This window comes from Ciceribacter sichuanensis (genome assembly GCF_024055605.1).
Lineage (GTDB): Bacteria > Pseudomonadota > Alphaproteobacteria > Rhizobiales > Rhizobiaceae > Allorhizobium > Allorhizobium sichuanense.
Window position 1 is genome coordinate 816,215 of record NZ_JAMXLX010000002.1, and the last position, 13,897, is coordinate 830,111.

Here is a 13,897-nt window from a genome sequence, read left to right on the forward strand (position 1 = left end):
TTGTCATTTGCTCACAATTTGGCGCAAACGAAATCAATTCTATCAAAAAAGCGGCATCAAATGCCTTTGAAATAGACAGGGGCCGCATCGCTGCGGCCCCCTTTCCTATTCCTTTGGGGATATGGACATCAGGCGTCAGGAACGCATACGCGAACCATTTGCGTCAAAGAGGGGCTGCGGCTGCAATCTGGCCGGCAATTCCTCGCCGAGAATCTCGATCGACCAGCCGTCGATCTCGTCCGCGACCTCCTTCGGAACATAACCGATTGCCACCGAAACGCCGCTCGGATGCGCAAAACCGCCTGATGTCACCCAGCCCTTCACCTCGCCATTGAGGAAGATCGGCTCGTCGCCGATAACGTCGGCGTCCCTGGCCGAAACCACGAAGGTCCTGAGTCGCAGACTTCCGCCTTCGGCCTTTTCCTTCAAGGCTGCTTCCTTGCCGATGAAATCGGCTTCCTTGCCAAGTGCCACGAAGCGCGACAGACCGGCCTCCAGAGGCCCGTAGAGCGGCCTGTATTCGCGCGACCAGCTGCCGAAGGACTTCTCCAGCCGGAGCGAGTTGAGCGCGCGTGCACCGAAGAGGCTAATGCCGAATTCTGCGCCGGCGTCCATGATCGCGTCGAAGAGATAGCGCTGGTATTCCGGACGCATCCACAACTCGTAACCGAGGTCGCCGGTATAGCTGACACGCCCCACGATGGCCGGCGCCATGCCGATATCCATCTCACGGATGTCCATGAACGGAAACTCGCTGTCCGACATATCGAGATGGGTCAGCTTCGCCAACACGTCGCGCGCCTTGGGACCGGCGATCGAAAGGCCGACAAGCCCGAGACCGAGCGGGCTGACCTCGACGGAACCATCATCCGGCAGATGCTGTTCGAACCAGCGCATGTGATATTCTTCGGCGATGCCCGAGCCGATGACGAGGAATTCCTCTTCGTCGAGATTGGCGACGGTGAAATCGCCGATCAGCTTGCCGGCCTCGTTCAGCATCGGCGTCAGCGCCATGCGGCCTGTCGGCGGAATGCGTCCGGCAAGTAGGGTGTCGAGCCATTCGCGCGCGCCATCGCCCGAAACGGAATATTTGGCGTAACCCGACGTCTCCATCAGACCGACGCCTGCGCGCACGGCCTTCGCCTCAGCACCGACCGAATCGAAATCGGTCGAACGACGCCATGAGAACTTGTCCTCGACACCCTCCGGCGCAAACCACAGCGGCGTTTCCAGACCGTAGGACGCGCCGAAGACGGCACCGGCAGCCTTCAGCTTGTCATAGATCGGCGTGGTCAGCAGCGGACGCGCCGCCGGCAGCTCCTCGTTCGGGAAGCGGATGGAGAAGCGGCGGGTATAGTTCTCGCGAACCTTGGCGTTGGTGTAGGCAAGCGTTGCGTAGTCGCCGTAGCGGGAGACGTCCATCGCGAAGACGTCGAAGCCCGGATCGCCGTTGATCATCCAGTTGGCGAGCGCAAGCCCCACGCCGCCGCCCTGGCTGAAGCCGGCCATGACGGCGCAGGCAGACCAGTAGTTGGTCATGCCGCGAACCGGACCGACGAGCGGATTGCCGTCCGGGGAGAAGGTGAAGGGGCCGTTGATGATCTTCTTGATGCCCGCCTTGTTGAAGGCCGGGAAGTGACGGAAGCCGACCTCGAGTTCGGGCGCGATGCGTTCCAGATCCTCGGCCAGCAATTCATGGCCGAAATCCCAGGGGGTAGAGAGCGGCGACCATGGACGGCAGGCCTTTTCATAGGTGCCCATCAGCATGCCGTTGCGCTCCTGACGGAGATAGATCTCGCCGTCGAAGTCCACGCAGTGCTGGATCTCCTTGCCGCTCCTTTGGTTGTATTCAATGACCTCGGGCATGTCCTCAGTGATGAGATACATGTGCTCCATGGCCAGCACCGGCAGTTCCAGACCGACCATGCGGCCAACCTCGCGCGCCCACAGGCCGCCAGCATTGACGATGTGCTCGGCACGGATTTCGCCCTTGTCAGTCAGCACCCGCCAGGTGCCGTCTTCCAGCTGGACGAGGTCCTCGACCCGGGTGTGCAGGTAGATTTCCGCACCGTTCTTCTTCGCCGATTTCGCATAGGCGTGCGTGACGCCGTAAGGGTCGACATGACCCTCGTTCGGGTCATAGACAGCACCGACGAAATGGCTCGGATCGAGCAGCGGCATCATGTCCGCCGCCTCTTTCGCCGTCAAAAGCTCGGCATCCATGCCGGCATACTTGCCCTTGGCGAGAACGGACTTCAGCCATTCGAACCGCTGCTGGGTTGCGGCCAGCATGAGGCCCGAAGTCAGGTGCAGCCCGACATCCTGACCGGAATACTCCTCGATCTCCTTGTAGAGCTCGACCGTGTACTTCTGAAGCTTGGCGACGTTCGGGTCACCATTGATGGTGTGAATGCCACCGGCGGCATGCCATGTGGAGCCGGAGGTCAGCTCCGAGCGTTCGAGCAGGACGACATCCGTCCAGCCGAATTTTGTCAGGTGATAGAGCACCGAACACCCGACGACACCACCGCCGATGACGACGACCCTGGCATGGCTCTTCATGTAAAATCTCCGGTTTTGCGAAGGCCGCGAAGGGCCTGAAATTCCGCGTTGAAAGTCAAAAATCCGGAGCCAGCCTAGTAACTATTTTTTTCGTCCAACAGTCCGTACTGCGAAGCGAAATGTCGCTTCGGACATAATTTTTATCCCGTCCGCGCCACTCGGGTATGGCTCGCTCAAGGCAGGCTACGGAAGTTCCACAACGCCCTTGAGCATGGCCGCTGCGATCTCGACGCGGATAGCCAGCTCGCGCCGAAGGCTATCCTGATCCATATCCAGCATCAGCGCACTGATCTGGGCGGCGCCGAGCGTCGCCCCTATGAACATGTCCGCAATGCGCCTCGCCTCCTGCGGGCTTCGTCCGGCAAAAAGCCCGCCCTGCCCCAGTTCGTGCGTCACGAAGGAAAGCGTCTTCTCCATGCATTCCTTGTGGAAACGCTGCGCGAGATCCGGAGACTTGCGCGCCTCGGCGATGACAAGACGCGTCAACGAAAGCTGCCTCGGAGAAAGGATGAAGGCGGATAGCTCCAGCAACAGCTGGCGAAAATGCTCCTCCACCGCCATCCCCTCGCGCGACCGGCTGGTCCAGTCATCGATCAGGGTATCGTGACTGTCGATCAGGGCGTTGAACAGCGACGCCTTGTCGGGAAAGAACTTGTAGACCGTCTTTTTCGCCATTCCGCATTCGCGCGCCACCTCCTCCATCGTCGCGGCACCATAACCGACCGCATCAAAGACACGCTCCGCCGCCTGAAGGATCAGGCCCCTGCGCTCCTCGTCCGGCAGAAGCGGCGGACGCCCGACGGCAGATGTGTTCACGAAAGCCTCCCTGACGAAATTCAATTGACAAAAGGAAACGAATGCGTTTCCTCTCGCAATAAGGAAACGATATCGTTTCCAAATATTGATTGCAACAATTCCATCTTTCACGGAACCCGTTCATGAACAAGAAGACCCTGTCCATCGCCGTGGCGCTCGGGGCGCTGTGCGCTCTCGGGCCGTTCGCGACCGACATGCACGTCGCAGCGATGCCGCGCATGGCAGGCGACCTCGCCACGACCGACGCCACCATCCAGCTCAACATGATGACCTACTTCGTCGGCTTCACCCTCGGCCAACTGTTCTACGGCCCGGCCTCCGACCGCACCGGCCGCAAACCGATGATCTATCTGGCGCTTGCGATCTTCATCGCCGGCTCCACTGGCTGCGTCGTTGCCTCAGACGCCACCCAGTTCCTCGCCTTCCGCTTCCTGCAAGGGATCGGCGGCTCCATCGGAATGGTGATCGCCACCGCGTCGATCCGGGATCTTTACACCGGCCATGAAGCCGCAAAGCTGATGTCGCTGGTCATGCTGGTTCTCGGCGTAGCACCTGTTATCGCGCCGCTTGCCGGCAGCCTGATTCTCGAGACGGGACACTGGCGGACGATCTTTACCGTGCTGATCCTGCTCGGCCTGCTCGTGGCCTTCGTCGTGCTGTCGCTGCTGCCGGAAACGCGGATGCCGGAACTGCGCGCCCACAGCCGGCCGGCGGCGGCACTGCACTGGTATGGACGCCTGCTGTTCACTCGCAGTTTCATCCCCTATGCCAGCGCGCTTGCCTTCGCGCAGGGCGGTTTCTTCGCCTATATCGCGGGTTCGTCCTTCGTGCTGATCAATGTCTACGGCATGTCGCCGGTGGAATACGCGCTGGTCTTCAGCCTCAACTCGATCGGCATCGGCATCGGCACGCAGATCGGCCCGAGGCTCGCACGCCGCATCGGCATTCGCGGCGTGGTGAAGGCGTCATCGGCAATCTATGCACTCGCCGCCATCCTGATGCTGGCTCTGGAGCTTTCCGGAAACGGCAATCTCCTCTCCATCTGCATCCTGCTCTTTGTCATGGTCATGGCGCTTGGCGGCATCATGCCCTCCTGCAACATCATGGCGATGGAGAGTCACGGCGCGATTGCGGGGACGGCAGCGGCACTGATGGGCGCGCTCGGTTTCGGCGCCGGCGCATTGGGCAGCTTTGCCATCGGCATCTTCGCCGACGATTCTGCCCTGCCCCTTCTCGCCGTCATTGCCGCCTTCGCAGTCGCGACGACGCTTACCGCCCACCTGGCGTTCGGGCCGTCACGGGTTGCGCACGAAGCGGCGATCTGATCAGCCGGCGGAAAGCCCTGAAGACATGGCGAACTCGCGGCCCATTTCCATGAGTTCGTCAAACACATAGCCCGCATAGGAGCGCATGACGGCAACCTCGAATTCATCGTCTCCCGTGCGGGCGACGTTTGCTGTCACATGGCAGCACAGCATATTGGCGGCCTGCCCGATCACGAAGACATCGGGATGCAGGTCGACGGCAACGCATTTGGCGAGGATCTGGCGAACCTTGGGTCCTGCGATGCGCATGACGACGCGACCGTCGCTCTGCTCGACGAAGGAAGCTCGCTCGGGACCCAGCGCGGCAAGATCGCGGGCAAGCGCCTCGGCCCCGATGATTTCCGAAACCACGAGCCACTCGCCGGGAGAAACGAAACGGGCGGAAATCTCCTCCATCGCTTCGAGCGCGCCGGCGATTTCTGTTTCATGCCCCGCGCGCGCCATGACGGAAAACACCGTCGGTCGCGTCAGAACCGTGAGATGATGCGGATTGGCATCCCCTTCGAAGCCCGCGATATGGTCTTCGAGCGCATGCCGGTAGGCGAATGTCGTTGGCATGGTGGCAATCCTCAAAGGTGGAGCTTCTTGTTGTCAGGGTCGACGAAGACCGGGCTGCAGACTTCCGCCAGCACTTCCGTGCCACGCAGGCCATCCCAGACGACGATCTTCTCGCCGATACGCTCGCGGCCGGATTTCAGCATGGCGAGCGCGATGTAGTGGCCGAGCGACGGCGAGAAGCAGACGGACGAGACATGGCCCTGATCGTTGAGCATGGAAGGTTTCGCGCCTTCCTTCAGGAGATGCGCGCCCGCCTTGATTTCCTTGTCCGTCTCCACCGGCTTCAGGCCGACAAGTTGCGGCCGGTCCGCGGCAGTCAGGCCGAAACGGCTCGACATTCGCTTGCCGATGAAATCCTGCTTCTGGGTCGAGAACATGCGGCCAAGGCCGACATCGTCAGGCGTCGTGCGGCCATCCAGTTCGTTGTGGGTAACGTGCCCCTTTTCGATACGCAGCACGTTGAGCGCCTCGACGCCATAGGCGCAGATGCCATGCTGCTTGCCCGCCTCCATGATCGCATCCGCGACCGCCTCGCCGAAACCGGCGGGCACGGCGATCTCATAGGCCAGTTCGCCGGAGAAGGAGATGCGGAAGAGCCGCGCCTTCAGTCCTCCCCTGAGCAAGACCTCGCGGGCGGAGAGGAACGGAAACGCCTCGTTCGAGAGATCCTCGTCCACGAGCTGATCGAGGATCAGCCGCGCCTTCGGTCCTGCGAGCGACATCTGCGCCCACTGGTCGGAGGACGAGACGAAGCGCACGTCGAGATTGGGCCAGAAGGTCTGGGCGGCGAATTCCATGTGCGTCATCACCTCTCCGGCATAAGCCGTCGTGGTGGTGACGAAGAAATGGTCCTCCGAAAGCCGGCTGGTCGTCCCATCGTCATAGACCATGCCGTCTTCCCTCAGCATCAGGCCGTAACGGGCCTTGCCGACGGGAAGCTTGAGGAAGGCGTTGGAATAGAGCCGGTTCAGGAATTCGGCCGCGTCCTTGCCGAACACCTCGATCTTGCCGAGCGTCGACACATCGCAGAGGCCGGCATTCGAGCGGACGTTCATGACCTCTCGATCGACGCTTTCGCGCCACGACTTCTCGCCATCCTTCGGAAACCAGGAGGAACGATACCACAGCCCCGTCTCGACGAAGACCGCGCCGTTCTTCTTGGCCCAGCCATGCAGCGGCGACTGGCGCACGGGGCGGGAATGCTCCGCCCGGCTCGCACCCGCCATCGCGCCGAAAGATACCGGCGTATAGAAGGGCCGGAACGTCGTCGTGCCGATTTCGGCCGGGGAGACACCGCGCATACCGGCGATGATGCCGGCCGCATTGACGTTACCGAGCTTGCCCTGGTCGGTCGCCATGCCGCCGGTGGTATAGCGCTTGGTGTGCTCGACATGGCCCATCGCCTCGCGCTGGGCAAGGCTCAGGTCCTTGATGTGCACGTCGTTCTGGAAATCGATGAAGGCCTTCTGCTTGGCGCCGGCGACATACCAGAGCGGCGCGAAGGAAGCGTCGTACTCACCCTCGACCTCGGGCAGTTCGACCGAACCGACCAGTCGCCCCTGCGCGCCGATGACGGCATGAGCCTTGTCGGCACCGTCCTTCAGGCATTCAGACAGGGAAGCGACACCTGCGGCCGAGCCTGCGATTGCAAGGCCACCCCCCCCATCCGGTGCAAGGAAGGCCTGATGCGCATCAGACCACACAGGCTTCGACCCGCGCTGGCAGGCGAGATGGATGACCGGGCTGAAGCCCCCGGACATCGCCAGCGCGTCGCAGGCGATCTCTTCCTGATGCCCGGAACGCTCGACGATCAGGCCGGAAATGCGTCGCCCGCCCTTGGTCGCGACAACCGCGCCGCCGCGAATGACGCGAACACCCGAGGGCGCCTCGTCCGAAGACGCAGCACGTCCGTCGATCACGACCGAAACGCCGATCCCGGCAGCAAGCAGATCCTGCGCCGTGCGATAACCGGCTCCGCCATTGGTGAACACGGCCACTTCATGGCCGGGTGCCACACCGTAGCGATTGAGATAGGTACGGACCGCACCCGACGTCATCACACCCGGCTTGTCGTTGCCGCCGAACACCAGCGGACGCTCTTCCGCGCCCGTCGCAAGGATGGCGTTGCGGGCGATGATGCGCCAGAGCCGCTCGACCGGCAGTTCCGGCAGCGGCTGCGCCACATGTTTCTGCACCTTCTCGACGGCGCCGAAGACATTGTCGTCATACCAGCCGAACACGGTGGTACGCGGCATCAGCGTGACGTTCGGCAGGCTTCTCAGCTCGTCGACGACGCGCTGTGCATAATCGACCGCCGAAACGCCGCCGACCGAAAGCTTTTCGGAAAGGAGCGAACCACCCAGTCGAAAACCTTCATCGGCGAGGATGACGCGCAGGCCCGCGCGGCCGGCGGCAAGCGCCGCTGTCAGGCCCGTGGGACCGGAACCGATGACCAGCAGGTCGCAATGCGCCCACGACTTCTCATAACGGTCCGGATCCACCTCCATCGCCGCCTTGCCGAGACCGGCGGCCTTGCGGATCAGCGGTTCATAGGCCTTTTCCCAGAAGCTCTTCGGCCACATGAAGGTCTTGTAGTAGAAGCCCGCGCCCAGGAAGGGCGAAAGCAGGCTGTTGAGCGAACCGATATCGTAATTCAACGAGGGCCAACGGTTCTGGCTCACGGCTTCCAGCCCGTGATAGAGTTCCGCGACCGTCGCCCGGGTATTCGGCTCGGTGCGCCCGCCGGTACCGACAGTCACCAGCGCATTCGGTTCCGCCGAACCGGCGGTTACGATGCCGCGCGGGCGGTGATACTTGAAGCTGCGGCCGACCAGTAGCTGGTCATTGGCGATCAGCGCCGAGGCGAGCGTATCGCCTTCGAAGCCCTTGAATTCACGACCATCGAAACGGAAGGAAATGGCGCGGCTGCGGTTGATGATACCGCCGCTCGACAGACGATAACCGGTCATCGGCCAGCCTCCTTCGCCTTTTCGGCAGCATCGGTGACGGAATAAACCTCATGGCTCATGGCATTATCGCGCTCGACCACCAGCCAGCGGCGGCAGCCGGAAGCGTGATGCCAGTATTCCTGGATACGTCCCTTGGGATTGTTGCGCACGAAGACATAGGAATACCATTCGTCATCGGAAGCGGAGGGGGCCGGACGCGCCACCGAGGCATCGCCAAGAATGGAGAACTCTTCCTTCGGACGGACCCCGCAATGCGGGCATTTGATAAGGCTGGCCATGATCTTGTCTCAGTGGAGATTGGGTTGCGGGCCCTTGCCGCCCTCGTCGAGGGCAAAGCCGCGACGGAAACGGTCAAGACGCAGCAGCCGAGCGACGGGATGCGGCTCGTTCTTCGCGATCAGATGCGCGTAGCAGAAACCCGATGCCGGCGTGGCTTTGAAGCCGCCATAGCACCAGCCGCAGTTGAGGTAGAGATTGTCGATCGGCGTGCGGTCGATGATCGGCGAACCGTCCATGCTCATGTCCATCACGCCGCCCCAGGTGCGCAGCACCCGGACACGCGACAGGCCGGGAATGAGGGACACACCCTCCTCCATGGTATGCTCGACCGTCGCCAGATTGCCGCGCTGGGCATAGGAGGAGTAGTAGTCGATATCCGCCCCGAACACGAGCCCGCCCTTGTCGGACTGGGATATATAGAAGTGTCCGGCGCCATAGGTGATGACGTTGTCGATCACCGGCTTGATGCCTTCCGACACGAAGGCCTGCAACACATGCGTCTCGATGGGCAGATCGAGACCCGCCATGCGGCCGACGGTCGTGGTGTTGCCGGCCGCGGCCAGCGCCAGCTTGTTGCAGCCGATGAAGCCTTTGGTCGTCTCGACGCCCAGAACCTTGCCGTTTTCGTCACGACGGATGCCGGTGACCTCGCAATGCTGGATGAGATCCACACCGCGGCTGTCCGCGCCCCGCCCGTAACCCCAGGCGACGGCATCGTGACGGGCCGTGCCCGCCCGCCGCTGGAGGAGACCGCCAAGGATGGGGAAGCGGGCGTGATCGAAGTTGAGATAGGGCATCATTCTGCGCACCTGCTCCCGGTCGAGCAGTTCCGCATCGACACCATGGATGCGCATGGCATTGCCGCGCCGCGCATAGGCGTCGCGCTGCCCGTCAGAATGGAAGAGGTTGACGATGCCGCGCTGGCTCACCATGGCATTATAGTTGAAGTCCTGCTCCAGCCCTTCCCAGAGCTGCATCGACAGCTCGTAGAAAGGCTCGTTGCCCTCGAGCATGTAGTTGGAGCGGATGATCGTCGTGTTGCGGCCGATATTGCCCGAGCCGAGATATCCCTTTTCAAGAACGGCGACATTGGTGATACCGTGTTCCTTGGCGAGATAATAGGCCGTCGCAAGGCCATGACCGCCCCCGCCGACGATGATAACGTCGTAATGCGGCTTGGGCGTGGGTTCACGCCACATAGGCGCCCAGTTCCGATTCCCGGAAAGAGCCTGTTTAAAAATCGAGAAAGCGGAATAACGCATCGGGCATCCTGTCGATATTTCGATGCACATTCGCATACGCCCACCAAAGAGCAAGCCAGAATAGGACGAGAAATAACAAGATTGGGACCTGACATATCTTCTTTCCGGCCCGACCTCCTCCCGCGCGAAACGTCGGGTTCACCTTTCAGCGGAAAAGCATGAAGAACCATTGGCATGAGCGCGCGCCTGCCGCATAAGCAACGCGACACCAAGCAAATACGGAGCCGTTAGAGAGAGGCATGCTGGCAATCTTCGAGAAGGCGGCACTGGCTGCAGGTCGCGCGATCATGGAAATCTGTCGCGCCGGGCCTGATGTCCGCCTGAAGGCGGATCACTCGCCGGTGACCGAAGCCGACGAGTACGCCGAACGGATCATTCTCGCCCATGTCTCCGAAAACCTTGGAACGATCCCGGTCGTCGCCGAGGAATCCGCCGCGGCCGGCAGGATACCGGAAACCGCCGGCAGTTTCCTGCTCGTCGACCCGCTGGACGGCACAAGGGAATTCGTCGGCGGGCATTGCGATTTCACCGTCAACATCGCCCTGATCGAGGCCGGCCGGCCAGTCGTAGGCTTCGTCTACGCTCCGGCACTCGGCGTGGCTTATGCTGGATCATCGGAAGGCGCATTCAAGCTGACGGTCGATGAAGAGTTCCGGGTAAACGAACGGAAACCGATCGCCTCCCGCACCACTCCGGCAAGCCCAAAAGCGCTGATCAGCCGCTCCCACAACAGCCCGGCGACGATGGAATACCTTGATGCGAACGATATCACCGACCGCGGCGTGGTCGGCTCTTCGCTCAAGTTCTGCCTGCTGGCCGAAGGCAGCGCCGATCTTTACCCCCGCTTCGGCTGCACCATGGAATGGGATACGGCGGCTGGCGATGCCGTGCTGCGAGCGGCCGGAGGCATCACGCTGACGCTCGACGGACTGCCCCTGACATACGGCAAGCGGGGCCGGAAGGACCTTCGCGATTTCGCCAACCCCGACTTCATCGCCTGGGGAAAACGACCGTAAACGTCGGAAGAAAACCCGAGAAAGGCAAGCCTTTTCAAGGCATCGACACCGATTGCTCCCCCCTCGACCGCGCCTGTCTCAGGATAACTCCATGAACCTCGCATCGGCCCCTCTCACAGACAGGGAACCGGCGCGCAGCAAAGCGGAGCCCCGAACGCATGCCCGATATCACCAGCAATCTCGCCCTTCCCTATATTCTGCCGGCGCAGGCGCAGAAGCACGTCACCCACAACGAAGCGCTGCAGAGACTGGACGCCATCGTCCAGTTGACGATTGCCGGCAGCCTGCATGAACCACCGGCAGAGGCCGAAGAAGGCGATTGCTACTGGGTTCTTTCTCCGGCTTCCGGCGCTTTCTCCGGGAAAAGCGAGCGGCTCGCCTTCCGGCAGGATGATGCGTGGATTTTCATAACCCCGAAAACCGGCTGGCGCGCCTTCGATCTGACCGAAAACAGCATCAAGGTCTTCGCAGCGACCGCCTGGCACGACATTTCAATGCCCTCGGAGACGGAAGTTTCCACTCTTGGCATTTCGACCTCCGCCGATACGACCAACCGCCTCTCGCTTTCCTCGCCCGCAAGCCTCTTCAATCATGCCGGCGGCGATCATCGCATGAAGATCAACAAGGCTGCGACCGGCGACACCGCATCGCTCCTTTTCCAATCCGGCTGGCAGGGCAAGGCGGAGATGGGACTTGCCGGCGATGACGGCTTCTCGATCAAGGTGAGCGACGATGGCGCGGACTGGAAAACGGCGCTCGCCGTTTCGCCGGACGGGATCGTCCGGATGAGCCACCGCCCCCTCGCCCGCGCGGCGAGAACGCCTGCCACGCTCACGATTGCCGACGGCACGGTGACGGGTTTTCACGACCTGCATGCTTCGGCCGGCGGCTTTCTCCTCGGAGCGCCCCTCGCGTCGGGTCACGGCAGCGGTCTGGTCGTGCCAATAACAGGCCTTTATCTTTTTGCACTCGGCGTGACCGTATTGTCAGCCACCAGCCACACCGTAAGCCTTCGCCAGAACGACACCACCACGCTTGCCGTCACCACGGGACCGGCAGGCAGCCGATCGGCCGTGGCGATTGCCAGCCTGTCCGCCGGAGACATTCTGACCCTCCGTCACACGGGGTCCGCAGAGCTCCAATTCGGCCTCACCGCCACCGAAATCTCCATCGCCATGCTGTGATCGGAATTTTTTTCAACAGGCCTCGGGCCGCGATTCTCGCGGCCCTGCGACTCGCCGGCGATGCAGCTGAAGCTCCTGATATTTCAGGCGATCCACATTTTCGCTTCACAATGGTGTTCCGTTATGGAACACGCAGCCCAACGTCAGTCATGACGCTTTTGCATGGCTGCTTCATAATGAGACCAAATTTAGCCGATAACAATTTTGCCGCTGAAATCGGTAACTTATCGGCAGCTGTTGTCATTTGCGCGTTGAAGAAACGTGCTGAGGTTAACCAACAGTTAAAAACAGTAATGACAATGTCACCGAGCTGTACTATTTATGGGTCCTGACATCGAGCAACAATCGACACTAATGAGCTGGGTAAAGATTTTGAGTTTCCCGCAAGCCCAAAACGATCACGCACCCCGCCATTTTCAGATGGCGAACCCTGCTATACTTCTCGATGACTATTATCGGGAAGCAAGCTTCTTGCCCTCAAAACGCGCAGGGCATGCACATTATTTCATCAAAAGACTGACCGACATCGTCCTTTCCGGAACGGCTCTGCTCGTGCTGCTGCCTTTCCTGCTGACGGTGGCGGCATTGATCCGGCTGGATAGCCCCGGCCCGGTCCTGTTCACCCAGCAGCGCTGGGGCAAGGGCTGCCGGAAGATCAGGGTTTACAAGTTCCGCTCCATGCGGACGGATCTTTGTGATGTAACAGGCGTCAACCAGACGGTTGCCGGCGATCCCCGTATCACCAAGATCGGCGCCATTATCCGTCGTACCAATATCGACGAACTGCCGCAGCTGATGAACGTGCTGAAGGGCGACATGTCGCTCGTCGGCCCCCGTTGCCATGCCATCGGCATGCTGGCGGCCGGCATGCCGTATGAAGAGTTGGTGCCGGAATATCATCGTCGCCACGTCATGCGTCCCGGCATGACCGGGCTGGCCCAGATGCGCGGACTTCGCGGCCCGACTGACAGGCCCGGCAAGGCCCGCGCCCGTATCGCCTGCGATCTTCACTATGTGGAGAACTTCAATTACTGGCTCGACCTGCGCATCATCGTCGGCACCGTCGTATCCGAACTCAAGGGCGGCAAGGGCTTCTGAGGCCAGTAGGGAAATAGGAAATAGCGGCCCGTCATTTGCGAAAGCGATGGCGGGCCTTTCTTGTTTCGGGCGTCAGAGGAGCCGGAAGCGGCAGGCGCGGGCGACAGCCTGCATGCGGTTTACCGAATCAAGCTTGCGCATGGCGCTCTTCAGGTAGCTCACGACAGTGTGGCTCGAAATATTGAGAATGATGGCGATCTCGTCGCTGCTCTTGCCCGCAGCCGACCAGCGCAGGCACTCAAGCTCGCGCGCCGACAGCTTCTCCCGTGGCCCGTCCTGGGGAACGAGGCGACCGAAACACGTGTCGATCAGTTCGATGCAATCATAATGGATCGACGCCATCTCCGCCCTCTCGGGCGCCTGCCGCTGGCCGGAAAAGGCAATGAGATAGTGAGCGAGCGCCCGATCGTGGAGGCTGAAAGCAAGGGTCGAGTTTAGGCCATAGGCGCGAAACGAAGCGCCAGCGGCGCCGTTGGAGGCATCCTGAACGGCCGGAAAGGGACAATCAGCCGAAAAGACCGGAATGATCGTCGCCTTGAGGCGGGAAAGCAGCACACTCGAGGCAAACGTATCGCTCGCGCCATAGGAGGCGACGAGGTCCGCCGGCCAGTTGGTCAGCATCAGGTTCGCGGCAAAGCCCGGCTTGTCGGCCTTGGGAAAGCTCGTCACCAGAAAAAACGGCAGATCGTTCTTGCGTCCGAGCGCGGCGAACTCCTGACCAAGCGCGCAAAGGCCGCTTTCGTCGGCGGGCGCAGTCTTGACCGCACCATCTTCACCGTCCCGACAGACGGCTTCGTTCACCCTGAACATCACGCTCCTTTCGAGCGA

General features: G+C 61.5%; 11 protein-coding genes. 4 read left to right on the top strand and 7 right to left on the bottom strand.

The features are described from left to right. Positions 1-135: 135 nt before the first annotated feature. Together NBH21_RS10195 and NBH21_RS10200 are read right to left on the bottom strand one after the other, a co-directional pair. Entirely contained in the window at positions 136-2,562 is a 2,427-nt protein-coding gene (locus tag NBH21_RS10195; RefSeq protein WP_250915610.1) for a GcvT family protein, read from the bottom strand. Between the two features lie 183 nt (positions 2,563-2,745). Further along, on the bottom strand, positions 2,746-3,378 hold the full coding sequence (locus NBH21_RS10200; RefSeq protein ID WP_250915609.1) for a TetR/AcrR family transcriptional regulator: 633 nt from the start codon (positions 3,376-3,378) through the stop codon (positions 2,746-2,748). 122 nt (positions 3,379-3,500) lie between these two features. Between NBH21_RS10200 and NBH21_RS10205 the strand changes: the two genes are divergently transcribed. Continuing rightward, the gene (locus tag NBH21_RS10205; protein WP_250915608.1) at positions 3,501-4,703 is read left to right on the top strand and encodes a multidrug effflux MFS transporter; all 1,203 of its coding nucleotides are present in this window, start codon (positions 3,501-3,503) and stop codon (positions 4,701-4,703) included. On the opposite strand, the gene NBH21_RS10210 is transcribed toward NBH21_RS10205, so the two are convergent. Genes NBH21_RS10210 through NBH21_RS10225 form a run of 4 tightly spaced genes read right to left on the bottom strand, consistent with a single transcriptional unit; the run spans position 4,704 to position 9,771 of the window. After that, a complete protein-coding gene (locus NBH21_RS10210) occupies positions 4,704-5,261 on the bottom strand; it encodes a sarcosine oxidase subunit gamma (RefSeq protein WP_250915607.1) in 558 nt (185 codons plus the stop codon). Positions 5,262-5,272: 11 nt separating this feature from the next. Beyond that, the gene (locus tag NBH21_RS10215) at positions 5,273-8,230 is read right to left on the bottom strand and encodes a sarcosine oxidase subunit alpha family protein (RefSeq protein ID WP_250915606.1); all 2,958 of its coding nucleotides are present in this window, start codon (positions 8,228-8,230) and stop codon (positions 5,273-5,275) included. Further along, positions 8,227-8,508 carry a sarcosine oxidase subunit delta gene (locus NBH21_RS10220; protein WP_250915605.1) on the bottom strand — a complete coding sequence of 94 codons (282 nt, stop codon included), beginning with the start codon at positions 8,506-8,508 and terminating at the stop codon, positions 8,227-8,229. Before NBH21_RS10220 ends, NBH21_RS10215 begins: the two co-directional genes overlap by 4 nt. A gap of 9 nt (positions 8,509-8,517) precedes the next feature. Continuing rightward, a complete protein-coding gene (locus tag NBH21_RS10225; protein ID WP_250915604.1) occupies positions 8,518-9,771 on the bottom strand; it encodes a sarcosine oxidase subunit beta family protein in 1,254 nt (417 codons plus the stop codon). Positions 9,772-10,010: 239 nt separating this feature from the next. Here NBH21_RS10225 and cysQ point away from each other — a divergent pair, with 239 nt between their 5' ends. From cysQ to NBH21_RS10240, 3 genes are all read left to right on the top strand, one after another. After that, entirely contained in the window at positions 10,011-10,787 is a 777-nt protein-coding gene (gene cysQ, locus NBH21_RS10230) for a 3'(2'),5'-bisphosphate nucleotidase CysQ (RefSeq protein ID WP_250915603.1), read from the top strand. Between the two features lie 158 nt (positions 10,788-10,945). Next, entirely contained in the window at positions 10,946-11,971 is a 1,026-nt protein-coding gene (locus NBH21_RS10235) for a DUF2793 domain-containing protein (protein WP_250915602.1), read from the top strand. 471 nt (positions 11,972-12,442) lie between these two features. Then, positions 12,443-13,069, top strand: coding sequence for a sugar transferase (locus NBH21_RS10240; protein WP_250915601.1), 627 nt, complete (start codon positions 12,443-12,445; stop codon positions 13,067-13,069). Between the two features lie 72 nt (positions 13,070-13,141). Here NBH21_RS10240 and NBH21_RS10245 read toward each other — a convergent pair whose 3' ends face one another. Next, the gene (locus NBH21_RS10245) at positions 13,142-13,879 is read right to left on the bottom strand and encodes a helix-turn-helix transcriptional regulator (RefSeq protein ID WP_250915600.1); all 738 of its coding nucleotides are present in this window, start codon (positions 13,877-13,879) and stop codon (positions 13,142-13,144) included. Positions 13,880-13,897 lie beyond the last annotated feature (18 nt).

Coding starts and splice junctions, on each gene's coding strand:
- NBH21_RS10195 (WP_250915610.1), bottom strand. CDS start 2,562: ATGAAGAGCCATGCCAGGGTCGTCGTCATCGGCGGTGGTGTCGTCGGG.
- NBH21_RS10205 (WP_250915608.1), top strand. CDS start 3,501: ATGAACAAGAAGACCCTGTCCATCGCCGTGGCGCTCGGGGCGCTGTGC.
- NBH21_RS10210 (WP_250915607.1), bottom strand. CDS start 5,261: ATGCCAACGACATTCGCCTACCGGCATGCGCTCGAAGACCATATCGCG.
- NBH21_RS10215 (WP_250915606.1), bottom strand. CDS start 8,230: ATGACCGGTTATCGTCTGTCGAGCGGCGGTATCATCAACCGCAGCCGC.
- NBH21_RS10220 (WP_250915605.1), bottom strand. CDS start 8,508: ATGGCCAGCCTTATCAAATGCCCGCATTGCGGGGTCCGTCCGAAGGAA.
- NBH21_RS10225 (WP_250915604.1), bottom strand. CDS start 9,771: ATGCGTTATTCCGCTTTCTCGATTTTTAAACAGGCTCTTTCCGGGAAT.
- cysQ (WP_250915603.1), top strand. CDS start 10,011: ATGCTGGCAATCTTCGAGAAGGCGGCACTGGCTGCAGGTCGCGCGATC.
- NBH21_RS10235 (WP_250915602.1), top strand. CDS start 10,946: ATGCCCGATATCACCAGCAATCTCGCCCTTCCCTATATTCTGCCGGCG.
- NBH21_RS10245 (WP_250915600.1), bottom strand. CDS start 13,879: ATGTTCAGGGTGAACGAAGCCGTCTGTCGGGACGGTGAAGATGGTGCG.